The following is a 15,799-nucleotide window of genomic DNA, read 5'->3' as shown; positions in this document are numbered from 1 at the left end:
CAAAATTTGGACAGCGGGTTTGCTACCTTGCTCGTTGCGCTTCTGCAAAGGGTCTAACCTTTTGAAATGACGAGCGTAAAAAACGCTTCCCAGAGCCCTGTGCGGTTGGTGCGTTGCGGTTTGATAAAATAACCATTGGTGTTGGATGAAGCGTCCAAGAGGTTTTTCCAAACTGCAAACCCGGTGAGGCTAGTCGTGGTGCGTTGTTAGCGGTTGAGGGCCGGGGAATGGTCGTACGGTACAAGCCGGGAATATCCCGGAGGCTTACTTTCGGAGACGGGCATGGCTAAAGCCACGCAAAGGCGAGAACCGAGCCTGGCAAGGTTCATGGTAGGGATGGGTGGAATCCTATCACAGTCCGAGACCGTCGTTAGAGCCTTTGGCCCGGACCGGGGCTTTATTCTCATGCTGTTGGCCGTCCTCGCCGGCCTGCTTGTCCCCCTCGGCACGGTGCTGTTGATCGCCCGTGGGATAGCCCGACATATCGGTTGAGTAGTGGGGATAGCTGTGGTTGTGAAGCTACCTGCCCCAAACGATATTGATACATTGGCAGCAGGGTGATTTTCTGCAGCTCATGGGTATCCGATGGTCAAGCCTAGAAAGGTAAATCTCAGCGACTTTCTGAAGAACAGCAACCTCGCTGTTCCAAAGAGCCCGCCATGGGTTCACAGCACCGCGTCGAGCAATCTGATCCCGATCCTCAACGACGAGAAGCTTCTCGCTGTGAAGTGCAATGTCTTCAAGGGCGAAAAGCTCTGTTATCTGTTCGTGGGCCGCGCCGCCTATAAAGGCAAGGACGCGCTCAACCCCGAACCATGGCAGCTCCCATCGGTCTTCGTGATGCGCTTCAATAATCCACCGCCGCTCAAGCGCATCCATCCCTTTGATACAGGTGCCTTCGAACGTGGGGTGATGCCCGATTACCTATCGACATTCAAACTGGAAGACTTCAACCTCGGTACCGATCAAGACCAGATTGGACGGCTTATCTCATTGTATTTTGGAACGTCGCGCCGGTACGTCGATCGGGACGCAAATGACCAGAAGAAGTTGAAGGAAGAGCACCTGCTCGACATGAGCCACGACAAGATTCTTGCGGTCTCTAAGCTTTACAAGGAAGGGTCGACCAGGGACTGCGACGATCGAGGAGCGGTGATCGAGCTTCAGGTGGAAGAGGATATTCCGCTCAAGAAGGAAAATCTGCTGGGCGTCGTCATCCCCGAAGAATATCAGCGGACGCCTGGTGTCGTTCAATCATTGAAACAACTGACAAATGTGGTCGAGACCTATCGATTGTTGCCACTGAACATCAGCCATCATTACGGCCTGATCTATGAGTGCGTGGAGCAGGTCTATAAGCGGGCAGGGATCAACCTTTGACGCCTGACGCTATGGTAGTCTCCGCCGCAATCAGGCTGTCGCCGGTCGACTCGATCGGTGTACCCGTCTTTCTGGCCGGCAACTCGATGTATCTTCCCGAGATGGACGCAGACTTCAACATCAGCGCCTTCCTGCACTTCGATAATGCCGACGGATACGAAGTGACTGGCCTCATTCCAGACACCTACCGGCAGCAGCTGTTCCGCATTGGAGATCCGGCGCCTATCATCTTTTGGATAGACCAGTCGCCATATATCGTCGAAGGCGACGCGGAGAGAGCAAAGCTAGAGGAAATCTTCGGTACGAGGTCCCGAACCCATCCCGTCCTGAAGGACCTCGGGGGCATGTTGCACGACGCCCGTACGGGGGTTTTCAGGCGTCAGCAGGAGGAATGGCTCGCGCGAGAGCTGGAGTTGGCTTATGGCGACGTCTTCCTGGAGCCGCCGAGCCGCACAAAATATTGGATACACCGCTATAGGGTCGCGCTTGAGAATGCCCGGAAGTTGACGCAGCCTCCGCATCCCATTGACGTACGCTTGCGCCGTGCCTCGACGGAATGGATGGAGAAATTCGCTACCAAAGCCGAACTGCCCATGATCTCCGCGCTTCTTGGGGAAGCCTCTCAAGGCGTCTATTCGATTCGCCAGATTGGCGAGATCATGTTTGCGTACCTAAGCAACAAGTTGTCTGCAGCCCGTTCGGTCGAGATAAACAAAATCGCGGGCGACAAGACCATCCGATCGCTGTTCCCTCACGGGATGTATGACTTCTACATCCAGAACGGTTGGCCCAACGCTCCGTTTGAATATGCCAAGCTGAGCTTCGTCGAACTGATGAAAGAACGACTGGTGCAGGGAAAGGAAAGCTGGACGTGGGACTCAGCCCTTCAACTCTCCAAGCTTTTGTTTGGCGATAAAGACGTTCCTCCCGAAGTCGAGGATGTCGCGATGATGTACATGAGGCCGATCCTTCAGGACTACAAAAGGATGCTAGATGAGGTGGCCAACATGTACACGTATAATGGCGAGCCCATATCCAGCGAAGGCATCCTGGAGCGCTCAGTGGCGATTCTTGATGGTTTCGCTCGGATTCAGGAACTGGGCCGCGTGATCGTTGGTGCTGACCGCGATAAAACCGCAATGATGGATGGGCGCTATCAGGTCAGTGAAAGTCAGATCACGTGGCATCGGCGGTATCTCGAAGACTGATTGGGATGGGGAGCGTGGATTGACATGAAGGTATTTTGGGCTTGGCAGTCGGTCATCCGTCTTCAACGCCTCGATTGCTTCACGCAGCGCGTCGCGCACGAAGACTCGACGTCCTTCGGCGTATCTGATTGCCAAGACGTGAAGATTTTCGTCATTCATTTTCCTCTGGCGCGGGGCCGCTCTGAAGCGCCCACTCATAACCGGTCTTGTGTTTGAGCCGCTCGAGCAATTTGTCGATCCTGCCGGAGTAGATGGCCTCGACGGAGTTCACCAGATCCGGCCACTCCTTGGCGCCTCCTATGCTGTATCCAAGCGAGATTCCAAATTTAACTTCGAAGCGGCTGTCTTCAAAGAACAGCTCAAGCGCGTCGGAAACCGAATCATGCGCGTCGTTATGCGCGAACCGCTTGTTTCTCAAGCCAAGCACGACATCGTGGATGCCTCGCAATTTTTCCGGGATGCTGTCGCGCGAAAAGCCACTTCCGGTTCCACCTTGATGCAGCCTCACGTAGATGACTACGAAAGCTGTCGTCAGCATTTCGAGCTCCAGTAAAGCATCCATATTCAGTTCGAACTTGTATCCTGTCAGTCGCTTCTGCACGTGCTTCAGCGTCATCACGGCCGTGAACGAATTCAGCACCCTAACCAATTGCGTTAATTCGTTATCGACGGACTTCAGGATGACGCGCCCATTGTCTGCCATCGCCTGAAAGTGATCTCTCCATTCCTCGGGCAGAAATTGGAGCGCGTCCTCGGGCAAAGCGTAATATGCCTCGGGGTCTTCTGAAACGTTCACGTCCTCTTCTGCGGTCTTCATTGCAGACACCTGGTTCATCGCAGCGGCAACGCGCTCCGCATCTTCCTTGGGAAAGAAGCGAGCGAGTGAATTACAATAGGCGTTTCTCACTATCCAATAGGGCCAGGATTGATTGTTCTTGTTGCTGGCAGTCTCGGCGTAGAACGGAGGCGTCATGCTGATTCCGCGTTTGGTTGCCAGCATTTCCCGCGCGAAGTCGTTGACGTCGATAGACATTGATTTCGGCGGATCCAGCGCACTAAGGGCCTGCTGGTTGCGAGCGACGGCTGCTTCTTCTTTATCAAGGGCCGCTTGCGCGCTTTTGGTCGGCTCGTTTGGCACCGACGACTGAAATTTGCGGGTGTCACTCTTTCGCATTCGCGTCTTCCTTGACGCCGCGGGCGACGATTCGAAGCGCGCCGTCGGCCAGCGGTCGTTGCAACTCAAAGGCCTCCTCGGCGGGCGCCGTCATCCAGGTCTCGACCTCGTCGGGCGTCGTCAGGATCACCGGCATCGCCTTCGGATGGATGGCGTACACCTCGGCATTGGCCTCCGTCGTCAGGAATGCATAGAGGTCGTTTGTGGTCTCGCCTTCCTTGACCTTCCGGACGGATGTCCAAGTCGTCCAGATGCCGGCGAAGCAGGCGAGGGGACGGCTCTCGTCGAGCGCGAACCAAATGTCGCCGCCTTCGGCCTTGTTGAACTCGCTGAATGAATTGAACGGCACGACGCAGCGGTTCTCGGGTCCCAGCCAGCGCGTCCAATGTTTGCTCTTCACGTTGCGGATGTTGGTGGTGCCGCCGTCGGGCTCCACGCGGAGCAACTCCTTGAAGTCGACTGCCTTGCCTTTGGCCTGCAGCTTCTCGGCGCGCTTCTTCGTCGCGTCCATCAGCGCCTTCGATGACGACGGCATGCCCCAGCGGGCAAGCGCGAGCTCACGGCCGTCGGCGCCGTTCCGGACGATCGGCGCCCTGTAGTCCGGAAACACGCCGGGCATCGGCGGGAGGTTTCCGACGTACCTGTTAACGACCCGAAACAGCGCGCCGATGGCGGCTTGGTTGGTCGTGATTGAGTAGAGATTACACATTCAGGAGACTTCCGGATCAGGATGGCGAGCTCGCTGGGATAGCTGTAGCAGCGTCGCCGACGGTCGGCGACCGGCCTTGGCACACTTGCTGCAGCGGAGGCGGCTCGCCAGGTCGTGGACGAACGTGGTCGGCGGGTGGCGCAGCGTCGCCAGGTCGACGTCCCGCTTGGTCTTGCAGCGCGAACACTCGATCTCGAGCCACGCGTACATGCCGTTGATGGCTTGGTCGACGGTCGGAGAGGGGTCGATCGGGCCGCCGTCGGCCCACATGCGCTCGTTCCATGACTCGCACAGCAACTTGTCGGCCTGGCGGAGGAGTGCCTCCCCCTTGGTACGGGCTTCGGCCGACTGCGCAGCGAGAATGCTGGTCATCGCTCGCGCGCGGCTGAGCTCCTTGGCGAGCGCCTTCCGGTCTCCTCCGGAGAGGGGCGTCGGGTGGTGCTTCGGGGCCATGGCAGCATCCAGTCTTGGGCGCGCCGGCGACTACTCGAACGTGGGCCAGCAGCCGTCTTCCTCATTGTGCCCACTGCGGCTCGGGCACGTGTTGTCCAGCAGACGTTGCCCAACCGCTTTCCACAATGCTTCCGGCCCGTAGAGGCGAACCGCGTCGACCTTCTGAACTTCGACGGTTCGACCGCAGCGCCGGCATCCCACCCTAAGCAGGTGGCTAGGAATTTGGTCCAGCCGCTGCGCCCCGATAGACGCCCGAAGGCGCTGATCGGCCCCCTCGGGGGCAGGGTCCTCTAGAAGGGCCTTCCAGTATTCCGGCGGCAGAGCCGCATCCGGAGCCAATCCGGGGCTCGGAAGGGTGCTTTTGCCGACGGCAGCGGCCATCTTTTGCATCTGCTTTGGTGTGGGCATGCGCCAGCTCGCAGGTCTATCAGCCATCCTCCTATAGAACATAACAAGAACAAAAGAGTCGATAGGCCCGCGAAAAGATTTGCATTGAGCAGGGGCTATGCTGTCGGAACCGGTTGCAATTGTTCGTCTCGAATCCGACGTCCCGAATCGGAGTTCTGCGTACATGGCCCCGCGTGCCAACTGGAAAGGTTTCCTGCGTCTCTCCCTGGTTACGTGCCCCGTCGCCCTCTATCCGGCGACTTCTGACAGCGAGAAGATCTCGTTCAATCAGCTCAACCGGACGACTGGCCACCGCATCAAATATCTGAAGGTGGATACGGACAGTTGGCGACGAGGTGCCGAACGAGGACATCGTCAAGGGCTATGAGGTCGAGAAGGGGCAGTTCATCGAGCTGACCAAGGAGGAGCTCGAGGAGATCGCGCTCGAGTCCACGCGGACAATCGAGATCGACGAGTTCGTCGATAGGACCGACATCGATCCGCGCTATCTCATCCGCCCGTACTACCTGCGGCCCGACGGCAAGGTCGGCCACGACGCCTTCGCGGTGATCCGCGAGACCATCCGCGAGATGGACAAGGTTGCGATCGGCCGGGTCGTGCTTACGAACCGGGAGCACATCATTGCGCTCGAAGCGCGCGATAAAGGCCTGATCGGCACGTTGCTGCGGTATCCCTACGAAGTGCGAGATCCCGCCGAGTATTTCGACGACATCCAGGACGTGAAAGTCACGAAGGACATGCTCGACCTGGCCAAGCACATCGTGAATCAGAAGGCTGGTAACTTCGAGCCCGACAAATTCGAGGACCATTACGAAAGCGCGCTGGTCGACCTGATTAATCAGAAGCGCGCCGGAAAGGTGATCCGCCCGAAAGAACGGCCTAAAGGCGAGAACGTGGTCGATCTGATGGAGGCGCTGCGGCAGAGCGTCGGTCGGGAAGCGACGCCAGCGAACGCAGGCAAACCAGCCAAGAAGGCGAAGAAGGCATCCGTTGGCCAAAAGGAAATGTTGATGCCCATCGCCGGCAAGAAGCCGGCGAAGGAAGCGGCGGCGAAAAAAACCGCGACGGGCCAACGGCGGAAGTCGGCCTAGGCGGTTGATGTCCCGGCACCGGCGGTGCATCAGGAAGCCGCGCCCCAACGCGCGATAAGGTTCCTCAATCGGACGCTTCGATGACCTTCACGATCGGCATCATCTCGGATACGCACGGCCTGCTCAGGCCAGAGGCGCTGCGCGCGCTGGTTCCGACGTCAGTATGGGAGCGAGCAGGGGGATGGTTCGAATGCGCTACCCATCCCGATCCGCTCGGACCCCGGCACGACGAGCGCGGGCTAAAGGCCTACGGGAGATCCAGCCTTGGGGGATCTTACATTCCAGCGCCGCTGAAAGAACCCGCACTCTCTCGTCGGAGGAAACGGGGGCCTGCGAGGCTTTTGCGGCCTCGCGCGGATGAAGAGCCATCCCCAGGTTATCCCGGCGCACCGGAACCGTGCCTTCCCGGTCGTCGTTCGGAGGCAGGACCAGCAGCGAAAAAAGCTTAGCTTCCCATTTGATCCGCGATCGCAAAATGCGGGCTTTGACCGACAGATGGCCCGCTCAGACGCCTCGAGTTGGGGGCCCGTGAGCGCCACAGCGGAAGACGTACGCCTAAGTTCAGGGGAGCCGCGGTGCCGCCGGTGGGGGAACGGCACGATGCGAGTCTGGCGTCGTCCGCCTGGGCGACGATGGGACCTAGCGGAGGGAGCCACAACATCGCGGCTGGGCGCCGCGGCGCCCCTTGTCCACGACCACTTCCGAGGGGGCCCTGATCATGCGCACGTCGTCCGGATCGCACGGTAGGATACCCTGCGATCCGGGCTGTAGAAAAATTAGCTTCCCAATGCCGGTCCCGAAGCCGGCGGCTTGTACACCCGCAAATGATGCAGGCGGCCCCGCTCCGATCCACGACGCGCAAACGAGGCGCCGAGCAGTTCTACTAGCGTTCGCAATCAGTCTGCCGTTGGCGGCGAAATGCGAACTCGACTGAAGGAGATCAACTGTGCCCGTCGCCGCAAAGCAGACGCAGACTCACAGTTCGAGTGCATCTAAAACTGTGGACTCACAATTCGTGAGTTCGAGACTCGGAATAGGTGAAAACGGACTGCCTGATTTCGCTGGATATTTCCGACTGCTTGAGAATTCGAATGTGCGAAAAACGCGCGTTTATGCTCGCGGGCCCATTTCTCGGGTATTCTGAGTCTGTGCGGACTGCAGCCAACGCGGGCAGCGCCCCAACTGACGCTATTGCGATCGGCCGACCGGGCAGAGAGACGGCTAACCCGTCAGCTTCTTAAGATTTCGCAGCACGACGGCGGCGCTTTCCTCGCTCGATATGCCTCTCGTCGCCGCTAGTTGCTTCACGGTCTGTCCAACGTCGCGCGGCCTGGCGGGGTCCGCACCTTGGGATGTGAAAGGACCATCGGTTTCGGTGAGAAGGCGGTCGATCGGTAATGACGTAACCAACGCCCGACCTCGATCCGTCGCCAGCATCTGACTGTTGATTGAGAAGTAGCAGCCAAGATCTGCGGCTCGCCTTGCGTCCGCCGCCGATCCCGTGAACCAGTGAAAGACGAATTTCGCTCGTCCCTCCGGAACCTCTTGTTCGATCAGGTCGAGCACCTTGGGAGCCGTGCGCACACTGTGGATGGACAGAATCTTGCCGCCCGCCTGCGCGCAGGAACGCAAAATGCGGCGGAAGACCTCAATCTGACGGTCCATCGACGCATAGAAGCGGGGGCCGGCATCGAGACCCACTTCGCCGACGTAGCGCGTTTCGGCGAGAAGCCTTTCCCACAGATCGATCTCCCTCCAGCGCTCAGCCACCAACTGCGGATGAAGTCCGAGCGCGGCTCTGACGTATTTCGTGGACGACGCCAGCTTGTTGTTGCGCGCCCAAGCCTTCGGGGTGGTGGTGACCGCGAGGGTAAAGATCCTGAGCCGGTCGCTCTCGGCGACGAGCGCTTCGAAGTCGGGATAAAGGTCGAGGTGGCAGTGGAAGTCGACGAGCCTCATGCCGTCATCTCGGCCTCGGCCGCCGGTGAAAATGTCTCTACGCCGCGCAGCAATTCGCTGACCTCTGTAATGCCGCGCGAATAGACGCCGGCCAACCCGTCGAGGTGGGCGATGTCTTCGAGCAGCGGTCCCGGCTTGTGGACCAGAACACGGGCAAGATCGGGGCGGCCTTCGAGGCGCGCCACGGCGTATTGGAAGGCGCGCACCTGTTTGCCTTCCGCCGTCTGCGTGCTTAGCCGATTCCGGTGAATGTCGATCCTGTATCCCGTGGGGTCGTTCCCGCGCCCCCATGCGTGGTCAAAGGCGGCTTGGCGGATGAGGCACGGGACACAATGGCCGCAGTGGGTGTGTCGGCCGGTCGCGGATTTGACCCATCGGCCGGCTGCTGGATGAGCGCAGGAGAGGGAGTCGCCGGCGAGATCGCGCAGCAGGTCCTGGTTGAGGCATCTGTCCATCATCTCACCCTTCGTCTTGTCCCAGTACCGGTTGACGATGACACCGTCGATCGCGATCTGCGACAGCAGTTGGTTCCAACGACGCAGGTAGAAGGGGTGGGTCGTGCGGGTGCTCAACGATCCGAGCCTGACGGCGTCGAGCGGAACGTTGAGAGCGATCAGCCCGTTCTCCGGGACTTCGAGCGAGAAGCGCCGTCGCAATCCGGACCCAGCCATGGCGGCTATCGCGATGAAGAGGAACGAACGGCCGCGGGTGCTTTCCTCGCGACCGACTCCGGGAGCGATATTGCCGGTGAAGCTCATTCCCAGGCGGATGCGCTTCGGTTCGCGGTCATCGCTCCGGTATGCGGACGCGACGTCCATGAACAGATCCTTCTGCGGTTTGCTGATCGCTCCGTCGCCGCCATGGCTGACGAATAGGGGGTAGGAGCCCTGCTGCAGACGATCGATCGCGCCGATCAGGCTGTCCAGCCCGCCGGAGAACAGCGCGACACTGTCAAACCCGTGGTTCTGGAGACCCGCAACCGGACGCCTGACGAAGTCGGCCATTTCTTCGGGGCGTGCCCTGAACGACACCAACCAGTGGTCGCCGGTAAGGAATCTCAGCATTTTTTCGAGCAGTGCTCGCTGTCCGGTCCAAAGCTCTGGATCGGATACCGGCACGCAAATGCCGAGTTCGCGCGTCCACGCGTCTTGCGACGTCTGAACGCGGTTGATCCGCGTATCGGCGGCGTGCACCATGGCCGCGAGGACCAGGACGTCGATACCGACTTCGCTCGGATAGACCCCGAGCTTTCCGAGGCTCCGGATGACGCCCGCCATTCCGAATCCCAAGGTCCGATTGCCGCTCAGAAGATCGAGTCGGAATTGGGCCTTCCACCGACCCGTCAGGTCCGGCGCCTCGTCTCCAGGTCCCATCTGTCCGATCAGCGCATAGGCCGCCATCACGCCATCTCCTCTTGAGCATCCGTCGCGAGGTCATCATCAGTGTCGTGATCGCGACCGTCTTGATCCGATCCCTCCAACAGGACGACCGAACGTTCGTAGATGTCGTCGATGGTCGATACGATCCGATCCAGGGGAAAATCCTCACCGGCCTCGGCCATCGCGTCGTTCACGTTGCCGCGGATAAAGTCGTTGATCTGTTGTTCGACGTTCTGGACCGAAGCCACGTCGCGGGGAATCGAGACGACCTTGTTTCCGATCGCGTTGAGCAGCCTGTTCTCGATCGCGTTGGCGATGAAGGAGGCGAGGAATGACACCGAGGTTTCGGGAGAAGGCCGTTCTAGATCGGTCTGGGCCTCGCTGATTTCGGCCAGTGCCTTGAGGTAGGCCTCTCTTGCGAACGACTCGTCGAGTTCGCCACCGGGCTCGCAGATAAAGTCGACCAGCGCGGCATAGATGTCTTGGACCGGCAGCGTCGCCAACTGCGCGAGGCCGAGGCGGCGGACGGTCTCCTGAATGCCTGAGGTGCCGGCGCTCGAAAGGATCCGTCCCAAGCTCGCCGTGGCGGCGCGTTCCGACGCCATGCGCTGCGTCGCGCGATGGGCGCCGCCGCTCGATTTGCCGACGAACGACCGGACCGCGCGGCGGAGGTTTCGATTGGTCCCGTCACCGCGTCCGGGACCTCCGCCGCCCGCACCGCCTCCGCCGGACTTGGCGAACTTGAAGAAGTTGGTACGGGCGCTCTGGAAGCGGTTCGGCGCCGGCGCGTCGCCATCGCCCGGGCCGCCGAAATTGTCTCCGCCTGCCGGTGCATTGCCCGGATTGCCGGCAGGGGGGCCGCCGGCCGGGTTCGCTCCGCCGGGATTGGCGTTTCCGGGGGCGGGGGTACCGGGAGCACCGGGACCTGGCGCACCCGGAGCTGGAGCGTTGGGCGGCGGAGCGCCGGGTGGAGGACCTCCAGGACCGGGCCCACCGACCCAGTCCGGCACCAGCGGATTGCGGTTGTTGCCGCCGCCGAACGGATTAGACGTGCCCATAGCCGCGGCCCCCGCGTGTCGGTTTCTTCGGCTCCAATTCGCTCTTCAACAGCGGATTTTTTGTCGTCTTCTTCCACTTTTCGCGCAGCGCCTCGATGCGGGCCTTCGGGGTCTCTTCGGTGACGAAGGAATGTCCAGATGCGACCCATAGACCGACGCGATCGGACGGCAGGGATTCGAGGATGTCGACGTACCGGCCTTGCAGTGGCGAGTGGGCTTCGACGAGGACAGCGATGCCCGCCATCGCCGCCGGTCGTACGTCGAAACTCGACACCTCGCGCATCTTCCGGCGCAGGGCATCGAACAACAGCACCACTTCGGGAAGAACGAGGTTTCTGACGTCGGCGAGGACCGACTTGGCCGCCATGTCGCCGCCTAGCAGCTTCTCGAGAAACGCGGCGAGTTTGGGCGGCAGGGGAGCGGCAGATCCGAGGTAATTCTTCCGGTCCTTGATCACGAACAGGTAGGGTTTCAACGAAACCGCGCCGAGATCCGGCTTGACCGCGGCCCATCGCATGACGTCGGGGCGGGTCTTCCATTCGTCGATCACGGGGTTCGTGTTCTCCGGAGCCCCATTTTCCTGGCCGTCCGCCGTCGCGGACCCGGCGCCGTCGGCGACGATCTTTTCGATCAGCGCTATCTCCGGACAGATGCCATCCTCGGAGTTGGCCGCAGTCGTTGCGATGTGATCGAACACGGTCGGATGGAGGTACATCTCGGCCAGCATGACCTTCGCCAGACGGGGCTCTTCGATGGCGTTGCCGAAGCCTCGCTCGTTGGCGACGGCAAGCCTGAGCGCGAGAGCGTTCAGGAAGCGTTTGATCTGTCGGGGATTCCCCTTCGTACCGGCAGCCAGCACGGGGCTCACGCGGTCGGCGAGCGTCACCGCGTGGACGATCTCGTCGAACCGCTTTCCGACCGCAGCCTTGATCGCGTCGTGGTCAATCCCCTTGCCCTCCCAGGGCTTGCTCAAGGCGGCGCGACCGAGAGCCAGCAACTTTTCGAACTCGGGCGAGTCCTCGCCGAGGGCACGGCCGAGCAGTAGGAGCGTGACGTATATCCCGGTCTCGGTCTCGCCGAGGGCGGGGATCCGGAACGGCACCTGAAGAAGCTTTTCCAGATACGACCGCGTGTATTTCTGACCGGTGTCGTGGGGATTGTTCGAAGAGACGTCAATTTCGGGGAGGTTCTTGAAGTGATCGCGGACCGCGATTTCGATCATGCCTTCGTCCGCTCCGACGATGAATGCCGTCCTGTCCCAGAGCACGAACAGCCTAATCGCTTCGAGGGTCTCGATGGCGGTCTGAGGTAGGCAGCGGTCGAGGTCATCGATGAGGACGACGAGCCGCTTGATGCCGGCCTTCTTGATCAGTTCCTTATAGGCCTCGCGGAATTCCTTGATCTCGGTCGGTACGCTCTTGCTCGCGGCCTCGTCGCTCTTTTCCTTCTTGAAATCCTCGATCTGCTTGATGGCCGCTTCGCGCGCCTCCTTGTCGGTGAAGGCGTTCTTCACGCTGTCGACGACGGAACCGAGCAGATCGTCGAGGCCCGTGAGCGGCAGGCCGGTGTAGGCCGTCAGCGCCAGTCCGCCGCCTTTCTTGGCGACCTTCAGCCAGTCCACGCTTTTGAGGATCCGCTTGACCTCTTCGACCGCTTTGGTGGCGAGTGATCGCTTTTCGATGAGCCCTGTCACCACGCCTTCGATCAGCGCGATCTTGGCGTCTTCGAAACCCTGGAATTGCCAGCCGCTGAATTTGAGACAGAGCACGTCGCCGTCATCCGGGAAGGCCTTCTCGACCATCTCCAGCACGCTCGATTTTCCGGCGCCCCAGTCGCCGTGGACGCCGATCGTGACGGCGGAATCGACCGTCTCGTTGATCAGTCGGACGATGGTCTTTGAGATCGCCTCGTTGTTGAGGAGATCGACCTTGGTCTCTTGGTCGCTCAGATAGCCGAGCGGTGAACGTTTCGCCGTAGTCACGCGATCCTCCATTGCCCGGGTCCCTTCGCCGCGCCGGATAAGCCCTGGTCATCGACAACATCGAGTGCCAAGGCCCACCAATGAGCCGCGGGACGAGGGTGCTTCTTCTGCGCGGATGGTTTGAGCCGCTGGCGGCCCATTAGGTTCGGCCCCGCTCACGGACCACAAAATCAGCTCACATGGGTATAGTGTTGGTTGCAAATGCTTGGTTCCAAATGACTAAAATTTAGCGTATCTCCCATATTTGGTATCTAAAACAAGTAATTCCAGTAGATATTGCGCCAAATCGACACAACCATATGTAGAGTATTAGCTAAGTCGTCGCGCATTCCAGATCCGGCTAGACTTCTCTTTGTATTTCAAGGCCTTGCATGAATAAGCTAGCGATCTACCTCGACGGTACGTTCAACACGCTCAACAACAACACCAACGTCTGGCGGCTGAAGTCACTTACCTCGGAGACCCCGGAGCAGCGCGTCTATTACTCGCAGGGCGTCGGTACGATCCGCGGAGAGGTGGTCCGCGGAGGCGTTGCCGGCTACGGCATCGACGACGAGATCATCCAGGCGTACACGTGGCTGATAGAGAACTTCGATGACCGCGACGAGATCTTCATCTTCGGCTTCAGCCGCGGCGCCTACACGGCCAGGTCGCTGTCAGGACTAATCAGCAAGTGCGGAATCCTGCGGCTCGGCGCGCCGTTGTCCATAGAGCAGTTGTACGCCCGATACCGGCTGTACGTTGCGCCGACCATCAGGTCGCTGCTCGGGAAGCCTCTGCCGGCGGAGGCTTCAATCGAGGAGAGGTGGCTCACGAAGTATTCGCGGCCAGCGAAAATCAAGTTCGTCGGCGTCTGGGACACGGTCGGGTCGATGGGCATCCCCGTCGGCAGCGCCGAAGCCAAGGTCCACAAGTACCGCTTCCTTGACACCCATCTGCGCCTCGACAACGAGTACGCGTTCCACGCGCTGGCGCTCGACGAGCACCGGGCAAACTTCGAGGCGACGTTCTGGACGCGGACTGTGAAGACAGGAGAGGCGGGAGCACCCGAGCGCGCTATCGATCGCGTCGAACAGCGCTGGTTCGTCGGCTGCCATGCAAACGTCGGCGGTGGCTACGCGAGCGATCCGCTGTCCCAACGCCCGTTGGTCTGGCTCATGGAGAAAGCCGGCGCTCTGGGACTCGCCTATCGCGATAAGGTCGAGATCGATGTGACGGAGAAGGTCCCGACGATCAACGATTCCTACAGCGAGTTCGGGAAGGGGCTCTACCACTTGTTTTCGAAACGGTTCTTTCGGCCGGTTGGAACCCCGCCGGAGACGGGCACCGCGGCGACGACCTCCCGGATCAATGAGACCATCGACGGCTCCGTATTCGACCGCTGGCGCAGTGACGCCACGTACCGTCCAGCAAATCTAGTCGCATGGGCCGAGGCGAAGAAGATAGATCCCGCCACGCTGGTCGGCGCTGTCATGGCGGCCGACCCAGGCGTCGCGGTACGCTGAAGCAGGCCAGATCGCACGGTATTGTACCGTGCGATCTGGCGGACTTAGCTTCCCACGTTTTGCCCGTGCGGTCAGTCACGCCCGCGGTTCTGTGCGTCATAGGGGACAGACTCAGAATTGCCGAAAACAGACTCGGATTCGGAGAGAAGGTTCAGACGTTCGACAACACCTCTACCTATATCCGAAATTCGCATAAGGTATATTATGGAATTTATTTATACTCAATTGGATCAGATATTTACACCCGTTTCCTTCCATTGCAGCTTCACTGGCTCGACATTCTCGCCGCCTTGACCTGAGCATCGATCCACACGCCGCAAGCATCGATGATCTTGTCTGAAAGCCGATATTGCCGCGACCTGATCCGGCTGCAATAAGCGAGCCTCACGAGATCGCAGATGACTGCTGACCAGACGTCCGTATAGGTTTGCGTCTCAGAACAAGAACAAACTTCCGAGGAAGCAGACCCATGAGTTTTTCCCGCCGCACGCTTCTCAAGGCCTCCGCCGCGACCGCCGTCTTTGGCGGTGTCAGCGCGCCCTATGTGGCCCGTGCCCAGGCCGCCGAGTTCTCGTACAAATACGCCAACAACCTGCCTGACTCGCACCCGATGAACGCCCGCGCCAAGGAGATGGCTGCGGCGATCAAGAGCGAGACCAACGGCAAGTTCGACCTCCAGATCTTTCCGAACAACCAGCTCGGTTCCGACACCGACATGCTGAGCCAAATCCGTTCCGGCGGCGTCGAGTTCTTCACGCTGTCCGGCCTGATCCTGTCGACCCTGGTGCCGGCGGCCTCGATCAACGGCATCGGCTTTGCGTTTCCGGACTATCCAACGGTCTGGAAGGCCATGGACGGCGACCTCGGCGCCTACGTCCGCGGCGAGATCAAGAAGGCCGGTCTCGAGGTCATGGACAAGATCTGGGACAACGGCTTCCGCCAGACCACCTCATCGACCAAGCCGATCACCGGCCCGGATGATTTCAAGGGCTTCAAGATCCGCGTGCCGGTGTCGCCCCTGTGGACCTCGATGTTCAAGGCGTTCGACGCGGCGCCCGCGTCGATCAATTTCGCCGAGGTCTATTCCGCGCTCCAGACCAAGATCGTCGAAGGCCAGGAGAACCCGCTGGCGATCATCTCGACGGCAAAACTCTATGAGGTGCAGAAATACTGCTCGCTGACCAACCACATGTGGGACGGCTTCTGGTTCCTGGCCAACCGGAGAGCCTGGGAAAAGCTCCCACAGGACGTACGCGCCATCGTCGCCAAGAATATCAATGCCGCCGCGGTCAAGGAACGTGAAGATACCGCCAAGCTGAACGCCAGCCTCCAGCAGGAGCTCGCCGGCAAGGGCCTGACCTTCAACCAGCCCACGGTCGCGCCCTTCCGCGACAAGCTGCGGGCTGCCGGCTTCTATGCCGAATGGAAGGGTAAATATGGCGAGCAGGCCTGGGAGCTCCTGGAAAAGTCCGTCGGCAAGCTGTCGTAACGCGC

Annotated in this window: 11 protein-coding genes and 1 pseudogene; 5 read left to right on the top strand and 7 right to left on the bottom strand. The window is 60.2% G+C overall.

The genetic code is table 11. From position 1 onward, the window contains the following. Positions 1-585 precede the first annotated feature (585 nt). Positions 586-1,380 carry a hypothetical protein gene (locus QY049_RS02785; RefSeq protein ID WP_301268816.1) on the top strand — a complete coding sequence of 265 codons (795 nt, stop codon included), beginning with the start codon at positions 586-588 and terminating at the stop codon, positions 1,378-1,380. Then, complete coding sequence (locus tag QY049_RS02780) at positions 1,377-2,588, top strand: hypothetical protein (RefSeq protein WP_301268815.1); 1,212 nt, start codon at positions 1,377-1,379, stop codon at positions 2,586-2,588. The genes QY049_RS02785 and QY049_RS02780 overlap by 4 nt, the downstream gene beginning before the upstream one ends. A 151-nt stretch (positions 2,589-2,739) precedes the next feature. On the opposite strand, the gene QY049_RS02775 is transcribed toward QY049_RS02780, so the two are convergent. Genes QY049_RS02775 through QY049_RS02765 form a run of 3 tightly spaced genes read right to left on the bottom strand, consistent with a single transcriptional unit; the run spans position 2,740 to position 4,924 of the window. Then, entirely contained in the window at positions 2,740-3,762 is a 1,023-nt protein-coding gene (locus tag QY049_RS02775; protein ID WP_301268814.1) for a hypothetical protein, read from the bottom strand. Then, complete coding sequence (locus QY049_RS02770) at positions 3,749-4,471, bottom strand: SOS response-associated peptidase (RefSeq protein ID WP_301268813.1); 723 nt, start codon at positions 4,469-4,471, stop codon at positions 3,749-3,751. Before QY049_RS02770 ends, QY049_RS02775 begins: the two co-directional genes overlap by 14 nt. Next, positions 4,472-4,924, bottom strand: coding sequence for a hypothetical protein (locus QY049_RS02765; RefSeq protein ID WP_301268812.1), 453 nt, complete (start codon positions 4,922-4,924; stop codon positions 4,472-4,474). Positions 4,925-5,495: 571 nt separating this feature from the next. Between QY049_RS02765 and QY049_RS02755 the strand changes: the two are divergent. Further along, a pseudogene (locus QY049_RS02755) lies at positions 5,496-6,423 on the top strand (Ku protein). 1,221 nt (positions 6,424-7,644) lie between these two features. Here the strand turns inward: QY049_RS02755 and qatD are convergent. The 4 genes from qatD to qatA are packed head-to-tail and all read right to left on the bottom strand — an operon-like array spanning position 7,645 to position 12,800. Beyond that, positions 7,645-8,382, bottom strand: coding sequence for a Qat anti-phage system TatD family nuclease QatD (gene qatD / locus QY049_RS02750; protein ID WP_301268810.1), 738 nt, complete (start codon positions 8,380-8,382; stop codon positions 7,645-7,647). Next, complete coding sequence (qatC, locus tag QY049_RS02745) at positions 8,379-9,782, bottom strand: Qat anti-phage system QueC-like protein QatC (protein ID WP_301268809.1); 1,404 nt, start codon at positions 9,780-9,782, stop codon at positions 8,379-8,381. Before qatC ends, qatD begins: the two co-directional genes overlap by 4 nt. Further along, on the bottom strand, positions 9,782-10,819 hold the full coding sequence (qatB, locus tag QY049_RS02740) for a Qat anti-phage system associated protein QatB (RefSeq protein WP_301268808.1): 1,038 nt from the start codon (positions 10,817-10,819) through the stop codon (positions 9,782-9,784). Before qatB ends, qatC begins: the two co-directional genes overlap by 1 nt. After that, positions 10,806-12,800: a Qat anti-phage system ATPase QatA gene (qatA, locus tag QY049_RS02735; RefSeq protein ID WP_301268807.1), complete on the bottom strand. Its 1,995-nt coding sequence runs from the start codon at positions 12,798-12,800 to the stop codon at positions 10,806-10,808. The genes qatB and qatA overlap by 14 nt, the downstream gene beginning before the upstream one ends. 371 nt (positions 12,801-13,171) lie before the next feature. On the opposite strand from qatA, the gene QY049_RS02730 reads away from it, so the two are divergent. Both QY049_RS02730 and QY049_RS02725 read left to right on the top strand, forming a co-directional pair. Then, on the top strand, positions 13,172-14,305 hold the full coding sequence (locus QY049_RS02730) for a DUF2235 domain-containing protein (protein WP_301268806.1): 1,134 nt from the start codon (positions 13,172-13,174) through the stop codon (positions 14,303-14,305). Positions 14,306-14,774: 469 nt separating this feature from the next. Beyond that, positions 14,775-15,794: a TRAP transporter substrate-binding protein gene (locus tag QY049_RS02725; RefSeq protein WP_194475919.1), complete on the top strand. Its 1,020-nt coding sequence runs from the start codon at positions 14,775-14,777 to the stop codon at positions 15,792-15,794. The last annotated feature ends 5 nt before the right edge of the window (positions 15,795-15,799 follow it).

The organism is Bradyrhizobium sp. WYCCWR 13022, assembly GCF_030435535.1.
In the GTDB taxonomy this organism is placed as follows: Bacteria; Pseudomonadota; Alphaproteobacteria; order Rhizobiales; family Xanthobacteraceae; genus Bradyrhizobium.
This window is presented reverse-complemented; position numbering and strand designations above follow the sequence as displayed.